Source organism: Qiania dongpingensis (genome assembly GCF_014337195.1).
In the GTDB taxonomy this organism is placed as follows: Bacteria; Bacillota; Clostridia; order Lachnospirales; family Lachnospiraceae; genus Lientehia; species Lientehia dongpingensis.
This window is the reverse complement of record NZ_CP060634.1, coordinates 1,134,936-1,145,170: the sequence shown is the minus strand read 5'-3', so window position 1 is coordinate 1,145,170 and position 10,235 is coordinate 1,134,936. Positions and strand designations below refer to the sequence as shown.

The 10,235-nt window shown below is 43.2% G+C and carries 17 protein-coding genes and 1 tRNA gene; 13 read left to right on the top strand and 5 right to left on the bottom strand.

Features of this window, described 5'->3' with window-relative positions:
* From H9Q78_RS05385 to H9Q78_RS05350, 8 genes are all read left to right on the top strand, one after another.
* Entirely contained in the window at positions 1 to 1,092 is a 1,092-nt protein-coding gene (locus H9Q78_RS05385) for a BppU family phage baseplate upper protein (RefSeq protein ID WP_249304098.1), read from the top strand.
* Between the two features lie 12 nt (positions 1,093 to 1,104).
* Complete coding sequence (locus H9Q78_RS05380) at positions 1,105 to 1,491, top strand: hypothetical protein (protein WP_249304097.1); 387 nt, start codon at positions 1,105 to 1,107, stop codon at positions 1,489 to 1,491.
* Positions 1,492 to 1,504: 13 nt separating this feature from the next.
* On the top strand, positions 1,505 to 1,819 hold the full coding sequence (locus H9Q78_RS05375; RefSeq protein WP_249304095.1) for a hypothetical protein: 315 nt from the start codon (positions 1,505 to 1,507) through the stop codon (positions 1,817 to 1,819).
* Between the two features lie 16 nt (positions 1,820 to 1,835).
* Entirely contained in the window at positions 1,836 to 2,117 is a 282-nt protein-coding gene (locus H9Q78_RS05370) for a phage holin family protein (RefSeq protein WP_249304094.1), read from the top strand.
* The gene (locus H9Q78_RS05365; RefSeq protein ID WP_249304093.1) at positions 2,114 to 2,407 is read left to right on the top strand and encodes a hypothetical protein; all 294 of its coding nucleotides are present in this window, start codon (positions 2,114 to 2,116) and stop codon (positions 2,405 to 2,407) included. The genes H9Q78_RS05370 and H9Q78_RS05365 overlap by 4 nt, the downstream gene beginning before the upstream one ends.
* Before the next feature lie 9 nt (positions 2,408 to 2,416).
* Positions 2,417 to 3,445 (top strand): SH3 domain-containing protein, encoded by a 1,029-nt coding sequence (locus H9Q78_RS05360; RefSeq protein ID WP_249304091.1) that lies wholly within the window; start codon positions 2,417 to 2,419, stop codon positions 3,443 to 3,445.
* Between the two features lie 156 nt (positions 3,446 to 3,601).
* Complete coding sequence (locus H9Q78_RS05355) at positions 3,602 to 4,096, top strand: Panacea domain-containing protein (protein WP_249304089.1); 495 nt, start codon at positions 3,602 to 3,604, stop codon at positions 4,094 to 4,096.
* A gap of 11 nt (positions 4,097 to 4,107) precedes the next feature.
* Positions 4,108 to 5,076, top strand: a complete 969-nt coding sequence (locus H9Q78_RS05350; protein ID WP_249304088.1) for a hypothetical protein — start codon at positions 4,108 to 4,110, stop codon at positions 5,074 to 5,076.
* An 86-nt stretch (positions 5,077 to 5,162) separates the two neighbouring features.
* Here H9Q78_RS05350 and H9Q78_RS14485 read toward each other — a convergent pair whose 3' ends face one another.
* Positions 5,163 to 5,297 carry a hypothetical protein gene (locus H9Q78_RS14485; protein WP_283245064.1) on the bottom strand — a complete coding sequence of 45 codons (135 nt, stop codon included), beginning with the start codon at positions 5,295 to 5,297 and terminating at the stop codon, positions 5,163 to 5,165.
* A 168-nt stretch (positions 5,298 to 5,465) separates the two neighbouring features.
* Between H9Q78_RS14485 and H9Q78_RS05345 the strand changes: the two genes are divergently transcribed.
* The 4 genes from H9Q78_RS05345 (at position 5,466) to H9Q78_RS05330 (ending at position 6,908) form a co-directional block, all read left to right on the top strand.
* Entirely contained in the window at positions 5,466 to 5,687 is a 222-nt protein-coding gene (locus H9Q78_RS05345) for a helix-turn-helix domain-containing protein (RefSeq protein ID WP_249304086.1), read from the top strand.
* Positions 5,688 to 5,774: 87 nt separating this feature from the next.
* A complete protein-coding gene (locus H9Q78_RS05340) occupies positions 5,775 to 5,912 on the top strand; it encodes a hypothetical protein (RefSeq protein ID WP_249304085.1) in 138 nt (45 codons plus the stop codon).
* Between the two features lie 120 nt (positions 5,913 to 6,032).
* Positions 6,033 to 6,227: a hypothetical protein gene (locus H9Q78_RS05335; RefSeq protein ID WP_249304083.1), complete on the top strand. Its 195-nt coding sequence runs from the start codon at positions 6,033 to 6,035 to the stop codon at positions 6,225 to 6,227.
* Between the two features lie 33 nt (positions 6,228 to 6,260).
* Entirely contained in the window at positions 6,261 to 6,908 is a 648-nt protein-coding gene (locus tag H9Q78_RS05330; protein ID WP_249304082.1) for a hypothetical protein, read from the top strand.
* 108 nt (positions 6,909 to 7,016) lie between these two features.
* Here the strand turns inward: H9Q78_RS05330 and H9Q78_RS05325 are convergent, their stop codons facing one another.
* Together H9Q78_RS05325 and ku are read right to left on the bottom strand one after the other, a co-directional pair.
* Positions 7,017 to 7,958, bottom strand: a complete 942-nt coding sequence (locus tag H9Q78_RS05325; protein ID WP_249304080.1) for an ATP-dependent DNA ligase — start codon at positions 7,956 to 7,958, stop codon at positions 7,017 to 7,019.
* Complete coding sequence (ku, locus tag H9Q78_RS05320) at positions 7,955 to 8,761, bottom strand: non-homologous end joining protein Ku (protein ID WP_249304078.1); 807 nt, start codon at positions 8,759 to 8,761, stop codon at positions 7,955 to 7,957. Before ku ends, H9Q78_RS05325 begins: the two co-directional genes overlap by 4 nt.
* Positions 8,762 to 8,870: 109 nt before the next feature.
* Here ku and H9Q78_RS05315 point away from each other — a divergent pair.
* Positions 8,871 to 8,943: transfer RNA gene (locus H9Q78_RS05315), tRNA-Lys, on the top strand.
* Positions 8,944 to 9,007: 64 nt separating this feature from the next.
* On the opposite strand, the gene H9Q78_RS05310 is transcribed toward H9Q78_RS05315, so the two are convergent.
* Positions 9,008 to 9,484, bottom strand: coding sequence for a hypothetical protein (locus tag H9Q78_RS05310; RefSeq protein WP_249304077.1), 477 nt, complete (start codon positions 9,482 to 9,484; stop codon positions 9,008 to 9,010).
* 41 nt (positions 9,485 to 9,525) lie between these two features.
* On the bottom strand, positions 9,526 to 10,086 hold the full coding sequence (locus H9Q78_RS05305; RefSeq protein WP_249304075.1) for a hypothetical protein: 561 nt from the start codon (positions 10,084 to 10,086) through the stop codon (positions 9,526 to 9,528).
* Positions 10,087 to 10,235 lie beyond the last annotated feature (149 nt).

Genomic DNA, 10,235 nt, shown 5'->3' with positions numbered 1-10,235 from the left:
ATGGTATTAATGGACCAGATAACTGTGGATCTAAAGAATCCATATCCTCTGGCTGGACTCAGGGCCCACCAGGGGGACACAGGAAGAGGGGTGCTCATATCCCTCTTTTATAATGGCCAGATAGTAGAACCAACAACAGAGACTGTCAGAATTTTTATTAAAAAGCCGGATAAGACCCAAATTTATAATGACTGTCGAATTGAGAATGGTAAGGTCAAGGCCATTTTTACCAACCAGGCCCTGGCAGCAGCGGGCAGGGCTGAAGTGGAGATTGAGATAACTGGGGAGGAAAACAGAGTCAGCACTCCAATCTTTGCGCTGGAGATTTTACCGACCAATATCGACGCATCAGCCATAGAATCCACAAACGAATTCACAGTGCTTGAACAGGCCGTGAACGATGCTATGGACGATGCACTTCAGCACATGGAGACAACGACTCGGGCAGCAGTAGACCGGGCGGATACCGCAGCAGCTACCGCCAATGAAGCGGCAGATCGAGCCAGTGCGGCGGCGGGAGGAGAGATCACCGATAAAACCGTCACCTTTGCTACCGGAACGGGGACGGTAATACCGGAATCTGGTGAAACTCTCGGCGACATAACAGGTAAACTGGCGGGAAGCGTGTCCGATCTGGATACCCGCCTTAAGAACACGGCAGAATCAATGGGAAATGGTGTATTCACATCAGATGACACAGTAGAAGGTTCCACCTTCGAGACGCAGCTGGACGCCGATACTCTGGGAGGTCAGGCACCGGGGTATTATGCAAAGCAAGCGGACTTTACCCTAGAAGCGGTAACTTTTACCCCCGCGGAAGGGGTTGGCGTCTATGATTCGGACTGCCTATATATTCCGGCGACAAAAAGTGTTTACCTAAATTTACAATTAGGGGTGACGATAGGGACAGATGATGTACTATTGGGGACGATACCGGATAGATATGCGCCCCGGAAGAACATACCATTGGTTGGACGGTCAGATGCAATTGCGGCTATGAATGTGTATGTAGCGCCAGATGGAAACATATATGCGTCAGCATCAAGCACGCAATACTCCATCCGTTTCAGCGCCTGCTATATCGCGAAATAAGGAGGACAAGACATGTCAATCATAACTGGGGTAATAAAGACCCTGACATCCAAATTCGGAACGACGCTGCCGGTCACCGTGACAAAAGCCGTGTACGATGAAACAACAGGCGAAAAGCTGGATGCCACCATAGGCGGGATAAAGGGTAGCATCGGAGATACCTCCACGCTTCCGACGGAAAGCAAAGAAGCTGTGGGGGCCATAACGGAACTTTTTAATGGGGTGACGTATAATCATAATTTTTTAAGCGGGATGGAATTTGGATACGACGGGGCAAACGCCTTTTTTATTGATTTTAAAGTCAAAACAGGCAATATTGCCCGATTGATCATCCGCGATACCGGTCTGACCTATGCGTATTTTAATAACGGGGAATGGCTTACAGTCTGGACGAAATAAATGGAGGCATGATGTGAACAACGAAGAAGTGGCAGTAAAGATAGCAGAACACAACAAGGAAATTGGTTCTTTAAAGCACCGGGTAGGGGACCTGGAAGAACAGACCCAGACCATTCAGTCTCTTGCGTTATCCATTGACCGCCTGGCCAATAACATGGAGCGGATGGCAAAGGAACAGGAAAAACAGGGAGAGAGGTTGAAGAAACTGGAAGACGAACCGGCCGAAAGGTGGAACAGCGCAAAGAAGACGGCTTTTACCACCATCGTGTCGGTGGTAGCAGGGGCATTGGCAACGGGACTTATCATGGTGCTGGTACAATATATCTGAAAGGAAGGAATAAAATATGGAATTTGGAACGATAGGAAGTGTAGTAGGGATCACGGTCATCTGTTATCTGGCGGCTGTGGCCGTCAAAGCAACGCCCTTAGATAATAAGTGGCTGCCCGTCATCTGTGGCGTCCTGGGCGGCATCTTGGGCGTCGTGGGGATGCGTGTCATCCCGGATTATCCGGCAGGTGATTACATAACGGCCATTGCGGTGGGAATCGTGTCCGGCCTGGCTGCCACCGGGAGCAATCAGGTGTTCAAGCAGCTTAAAAATAAGACGGAAGAGGATAAGGCATGAAAAAACTATTTATCAGCCAGCCGATGAAAAATAAGACGGACGAAGAAATTCTTGCTGTCAGAGAAAAGGCGATTCAGAGTGCAAAGGATTTTCTTGGGGAAGATGTGGAAGTAATTGATTCTTTTTTTCAGCTTGATGCGCCGGAAAATGCGAATAGTGGATTATGGTTTCTTGGTAAGGCGCTGGAACTGCTTGCAACTGCTGATGTGGCATATTTTGCGTCTGGATGGGAAAATGCCAGAGGATGTTATGGGATTGATATCATCGAAGATTACAAAGAAAGGAAATGAGGATAAGGCATGAGTACAAACCTTTACTGTACAAAAAATGACTGCTTCAAGGAAAATAAAAAGCTTGGCAGCGTGGAGTATCTGATCGTCCACAGCCCCGCGGTCTATCCGGTCATCATCCGGGCGCAGTCCGGCGCCGGAGGCGGATGGTACAAACGCTGGAACAAGCCGGGAGTAGAAAAGCTGGTCCACGGCTTCATCGACGATACCGGCGTCTATAATTTTGCCCCCTTTACCATGTCATGCTGGCATATCGGGAATGGATGGGGAAACGCCCACTGTATCGGATATGAATTATGTGAACTGGAAACAGCGGCGGAGTTTGATAGGGTGTGGGACAATGCCGTGGCCCATTATGCGGCCCTGTGTAAACAGTTTGGCCTTACGGCAGATAAGGTCATCGGACACTATGAGGCACACAAGAAAGGGATTGCTTCCAACCACAGCGATCCGGAGCCATATTTCAGGCGGTTTGGAAAGTCCATGACGGATTTCCGGGCAGCGGTCCAGACAAGGCTATCCGGACAGGCCAACGATAAGCCGGCGCCGGCAGTCACAAAGACCTACAATCCCTGGGCGCATGGGACTGTGTGCAACCTGACGCCGGGGGATACCTTAAATGTCCGCACAAAGCCGGATGCGGATGCGGCCAGGGCGTCCATCTGGCCGGAGCTGGGCGCCGGGAATGAGGTAGATGTGATCGAGGCATATGAGAATGGCTGGGTAAAGATAAACATCCAGGGAACGATTGCTTATGTCAATGCCACCTACCTTAAAATTACGGGTCAGGCTACAGCAGAACCGGCCGGCTATACTGAATGGGCCGGCATGGCTTCTGGGTTGGGCGGTAGCCGGCTGAATGTCCGGACAGGCCCTGGAACTGGTCATGGGCTGCTGAGTGCCTGTTCGAAGCTGGGAGAGGGGAACATGGTGTCCGTCATCGGGGAGTCCGGTGGATGGTATCAGGTCCGGATCAGTAATCCCACGATAGGGACACATATCGGCTGGGTTTCAAAGAATTATATCAAAGAAGTATGATTTTAAGGGTCTCTGCGGAGGCCCTTTTTTATTTGGGTACAAAAGGAGAAGGCTAACATATATAATATTTCATATAAAAAGAAATATAATTTAACATTATGAAAAATGTATCTTTTTAAATAACTTTGATGTAAAATAATATAAGGAGGGATAAATATGTACAATGTATTAGATGTATCAAGATATATTATAAATTATTCGATTGACAAACATTGCGGAATGAGCAATTTAAAACTTCAAAAGATCTTATATTATGTTCAAGCAGCATTCCTGGTTGAATTAAACAGAAAGTGCTTTTCTTCAGATATAATAGCTTGGGAATTAGGTCCTGTCATTCCGGAAGTATATTATGAATATAAGATGTATGGTAGGGATAACATACCAGCACAAGAAAGCAGAGAAGAAGTATCATTTGATTCAAATAAAATGAGGATGATTAAAAAAGAAATCAATGAAAGCATAAAAGAGGTGGATTGTGAATTAATAAAAAGAGTGGTGGATTCCTATATGAATGTGACCAATCCTTTTTTACTTGTGCAAAAGACGCATTCCGAGACTCCTTGGATAAACACTTGCAACAATGGAGTGATAAAATGCGAACTAATGAAAGAATATTATGCAAATAATAGAAATAAATTATATAACGATTAGGAAGAGCACAGATGAAAGTAACAGAAGATAAGTTTTTGGATATGTTTACGAGTGATACATTTTCAATTGATTCTGAAACAGCTGATGAGATCCTTAGATATATAGCGAGATTTTATGAAAGCACAGGGCGACACCGATATCACATTATATCTAGATACGTCAACAAGAAAATGGAACAAGGCCAGGATATAATTGAATATTTATTATATAATATCCACGACACTATTTTATATTTAGATATCGTTATTGCACATAGTCCCGACAGCTTCAAAGATATATTTGAAGAAAATGAGTCTTCTGTAGCGGAAATAAAATTGAAATTAGAAAAGTTATACGACCATATTGCTTTAGAAGAAGAAAGATTAATAAAAAACAGCCAGATAATGGGTTTTAGTAAAATGGAAATCCAAAATAATGTAATGAATGAGTTCAACGTAAGCATAGATAAATTTCAAAAGAAAACAGATGAGATATCTAATACTTTAAATGCAAATATTATTACAGTAGTTGGTCTGTTTTCAGCAATTATTTTCGTGTTTTTTGGTGGGATCACAGGTATGTCATCAGTCATCAAGGGGATATTTGACCTAAAAACAAAAGATGATATTATCATTCCGCTGATTGTGCTGACATTTATAGGGTTCGTTATATTCAATGTTATTTTTTTGTTATTATATTCGATTGCAAAGATTGTCAATAAAAACATTGGCCTTACAATAGCTTTGCCACGTGCCAACTTTTATTCTATACATGATGATATTGGAAATGAGACATATGCAGTATGCGAAGATGATAGACTATTAAAGGCATTTGATGATATTAAAAAAGCTAGAAGATATCAGAAAAGGAAACGTTTTTTATCTGTAACTTTTAGTTGGTTATGCAGATGTATAAAACGTGTCCTATTAAGATATCCATATGTTGCTTTAATGAATGTGGTGTTTGTTTCAATTTTTTTGATCTTGTATAGTCAGCTTTAGTGTTAAGTTATATTTTTATGGCGGTCAGGGTAAAACCTGGCCGCTTTTTTGTTTGTATTTATCACCAATCTACCTTTTACCCGGCATTACCCGGCCGGGGCGGGATGCCTATAATAGCTGTTTCTAATCCTTGTGACTATTTCTTCGGCTTTTTTAAAATCACCCTTGCCAATGTGGAATAAATAGCCGCCGACTTTGTATTCTTCATATTTCAATTTCATTTTGGGTTCCTCCGTTTCTTTATCTTATGATTACATTATACACATATAAACGTGTAATTACAATAGCAATTATACACAAAAATGTGTAATCCATTGTGCAATATACACATTTATATGTGTTGACTTATAAAAATAAATATGTTACATTTATATAAGAGGAGGTGCGATATGATCATATACAAAAATGTATTTGAAAAAATGAAAAATGCCGGTTACAGCACCGCAGCGATCAGAAAGGAAAAACTGATACCAGAAGGGACCATGCAGAATATAAGAGACGGGAAACTTGTGAATTTGAAAACGATCGATACTATATGCAGGCTATCGGGGTGTAAGATAGAGGAATTGATCGAATATATACCAGATGAAAATACACAAAAAAATGTGTAAAACCTATTGACAATACACATATAAATGTGTATAATAAAGATAGTTAAGAAAGGCAAGCAACCTTAACAATATCGGAGAGGAGAATATATGGAGGAAATGACAAGACTGGAATTACTCACACTCCTGTACTCCATACAAGCATTGATGGATACAGGGAACACAGAAAAAGCAAAAGAAATCATCGAGAAGGTGATAAAAGAAGCCGAGAGGCAAGAAAAGCAGTAAAGCAGGTTATCAGAGGAGGGCGGGCTTGCCACCGCTCCCCCGATAAAAAAATTATAACAAAGAACAATAGGAAATGTCAACGGGTGACTGGCGGGGGCTCCGCCAGATAAGGAGAAGGATATGAACAGAGAGTATGCAGTATATACAGAAGACGCTAAGATAGATGGGATCTATGACAATGACCAGATGGATTGGTTCACAGACTACAAAGAAGCGAAAGACTTTGCGATTACAAAGGCAAAGGAAGAAGGCACAGCAGTCTATCTATCCGAAGTGGATGACGGGGATTTTTCAGACAGACCAGAAGTTTATTAAGTTGGGAGAAGCTTAAAGCGGAGAGGGATATAGATGAAAAGGACGCAGAGGGTCTGCAAACAATGTGAGAAGCTCTTTTATGGTGATCCGGATTGCCTGCTATGTCCGGAGTGCGCCAAAAAAGCCAGAGCCAGTAGTGTGATGAGAGACCGGGCGTGTATCGATTGCGGTACGGTCTTTCAGGGCGGGCCGAGGGCAAAAAGGTGTCCGGACTGCAGGCGCGCGGCAGCAGCGGAAGCCACGAAACGATGCAGACGGAAAGGAGCGATGCGTCCGATCGGGAGTGTGGACATTTGCCAGATATGCGGACAAGAATATACAGTCGTATCTGGCCGTCAGAAATATTGCTCGGAGGCCTGTCAGCGGATCGCTGTGCTGGAATGGCAGAGGGAAAGAAAAAAAGAGTATAATAAAACCCCGGAGATGGAGCGGGCAAGGGCGGAGCGCCGGGCAGAGAGAAAAAAAGTCTGCGCGTATTGTCTGCGGGAATTTTGGACCAGCACCTCAAGCAATGTATGTTCGGAGTATTGCCGGGAGCAGCATAGGCGGTTAAAGCAATGCGAAGCGGATGTCAGGCGTGGATATGATCGGAGCCTGGAAGAATATCTTGAAAAAAGAAAAGCGTACCGGGAAAATGTGAAAGATAAGTCCGGGACATTATCGGACAGCCATAAGGATTGAAATGGAAGGGCTATGGATGGTATAATGATGATATCATATAAAACTCCCTTTTATATGGTAACGGAGATATCGGGGAGGGGCAGGAAGAGATTCCTGCCTTTTCCCGTTCTATGCCTCTTCGCATTCCTCCGGGGACTTATCCTCCCGGAGTCCCTTAAAGACGGGCTGCCGCATCCCACCGTTTTTGGTCTTGTGCATGTATTTGACCACGCAGACCAGGGCAGGTGTCACCCACACAGCATTTTCATTCCCGGCTGGGACATCAAAAACCGGTCTGTCTATACGCGGGAGCATCTTGATCTGTGCAAAGGCATTTCCTCCCACGCCTAGAGTGACATGTCCCTTGTAGATAAGTTCCTTGTCCCGATATTGCCCTAATACGATACTGATCATGTGGTTGTCCTTGTAGATGTATCCGCACACCACAAAATCCTCATCCATGAGGTTCTTAATCTTGATCCATGTCTTGGTCCGTTTGCCCTGGAAATATAGACTGTCTTTCCGTTTGGCGACGATCCCTTCTAGGCGTTGTTGCTTGGAAACGTTAAATAAGACAATCCCATAATCCGCTTCAAAGATGCGCGAGACGGCCAGCCGGTCCGATTCTCTGACCGCTTGCTGAAGATACTTTTTTCGTTCCATCAATGGCAGCATGGTCAGGTCCTTGCCATCATAATATAGACAATCAAAGGCGACAAAGGTTGCAGGGCGTTTCTGGGATTCCAGTTCGATCCGATACCGATTTCCCAGCAAGCTGCGGCGCTGAATAGCAGCAAAATCTGGCTTCCCGTCAATCAGGCACATCAGTTCCCCGTCTAAGATACACTTTTTCGATGCCTGCAGGTGAAGCCCTTCCAGCTCCGGTACCTTTGGAAGCATCTTCACGTTGCGCTTGTTCCGCAGCTCTGTGCCGGCTCCTGGGTCCAGATAGGCGATACACCTTTCTCCATCCCATTTTAATTCATACAGAAAATCATCATCTTCAAAAGGCTCCGCGTTATCTGCGATCAGCATAGGCCGGATATCTTTGGTGTCGAATAGATCGGTCATGACGCGGTCACTTTCCTTCGCGTCCGGGGCCGCTTCGGCTTATTCCCTTCCGCTTGTTTTAGCATCTGCTCCAGGGCGTCCATCATGTTGATGACATTGGCAGGCTGTTCATCTGGCGCCGCGGTGATCTCTTGATTATTCGCTTTAGCCTGGATGATCTCCCATAAGCGTTCCCGGTATTCATCATGATATTTCTCCGGGGCGAATTCTTCTTTCATAGATGCAATGATGGTCTTTCCCATCGAGATTTCTTGATCGGTAAGTTCCGGCCGGACCGGTTCTTTGGGCATAGAACGGACCTCGTCGTTATAATATAGGGTTTCCGTCAATATTCCCTTGTCGGTTGGGATGAGCACCATCAAATGTTCCGACTGCCCGATGACGCCTTTGGCGATCGCTACGGTGTGTTCTTCCAGCATACAGCGGCGTAGAAGTTCATAAGCTTTATCTCCGCCGGCTTCTGGTATGGTGTGATAGGTCCGGTCAAAAAAGATAGGCCGGATACTGCCCAGGTCTGCAAAGTGCAATATCTGGATGGTCTTATCCTTTTTGACCTTGGCTTTTTCAAAATCCTCATCGGTCAGGGTGACATAGTGGCCGGGTTCAATCTCAAAGCCTTTTATGATGTCACCAGTCCCAACCTCTTTTCCGCAGTTGGCACAAACTTTTTTATATTTGACGCGCGAACCGTCTTCCTTACAAAGCTGGTTAAATCTGATATCATTATCCTGGGTGGCGGTATGCAGGGATATGGGGATGTGGACCAGCCCAAAGGATATCGCCCCTTTCATTGTAGTAGCCATGTTTGTTCCTCCTATTCGTTTTTCGCTTTTAAGAATAGGGTTCCCATCTTTTACAGGAAATACAACATTTTGGCCGCATGTCCACGAGATGTCTCAAACACTCTTACGATGACATATATAATAGGAAGAAACAACTTGACTTTTAATCAAGTTGTCTGGGGTTCGAATCCCCAGTGGCTCAGGACTTTATAATAGCGGAAAATCCTTGTTTTATGAGGGTTTCCGCTGTTTTTTGTTTAGACGCTTTTAGCATGAGACATCTTTATGTTTGTTATTTCTTGACTTTGCATTGTTTTTTCTATTCAATAGAAATGCTATTATTGAAAAATTTGATGCAAAAAAATCTAATGCGTATCGATTGATTTTTTCTTCTCGGATCCTTTTTAAAATATCCACTTTCAACGAATCTTCGTTTAGTATTTCAAGGTATTCATATTGATTTGAAATTTCAAATTTTTTATCGTTTGTATTTTCGCCTACTTTAAATCTGTCTTTAACCCAGAAGTTTCGATTGAAAACCAAAGTGCATTTTTCGCCATTTTGGTTATTGTAGCTATAGACATAGGAGCCATCAGTTTCGATGTAATCATTTATAATACCATATTGCTTTTCAATATAGTTATTCAGATTTCGTTCATTCAATGGATATAGTGAAATGGAAACTATAAAAATTATAGTTATAATAATTACTTCACTCATAATGAAAATCAAAATATTTTTCATTTTATAATTCTCCTCCGAAAAGACTTCATGCATTTCCCCCTTTATTGTTTTATATCCAATAAAAAACTAATAAATTCTAGTATATCATTTTCTGAAACCTTATAATTTTTGGAAATTATGCCTTCGTAAATCATTGTATTCCCTAAAATACGAATGCTTTTATTGTCATATGTGATCAATACTCTCCATCCTTTTCCGGGCGATATAATACCGGTGAATCTTTTTTCTAACTTATTCAGTTTATCACATATTTGGTGAATATCTTTTGAGGATGGGACTATTTCTTTCAGGCCGCTATCACTTGTTATACTTATTTTCATATATGTAATAGACTCTCCGTTTAGAGTTTCGTTTGCTGTAATGAAAGCAGTAAGTAATGCAATTAAAATAACTAGGATGGACAAAATCATAACTAATTGTTTTTTGCGCATAATCTCACTCCATGGATATTTAAAAAAGACAAATATTACTTTTGTATAACTGTTCTCTGGAATCCATTCCCTTCCTATGTACAATATACTATACCTTGCCGCACGAAGTGCGCCCGCCCGTAGGGCATGAATTAAGGGGTGCCCTTGGGTATACCTTTGAATATCTATCAAACAAACGAATCTTTATAACCAGATAGGGCAGGAGGAAATCCGATTCCATCCAGGCGGCTCGCTGGCAGCCGTAACCAGGATCTTTACGGCCTCCAGTCGGTCCTTTCCAACTGACATGGATAAATCGATATTTATCCATGTCAGATTCC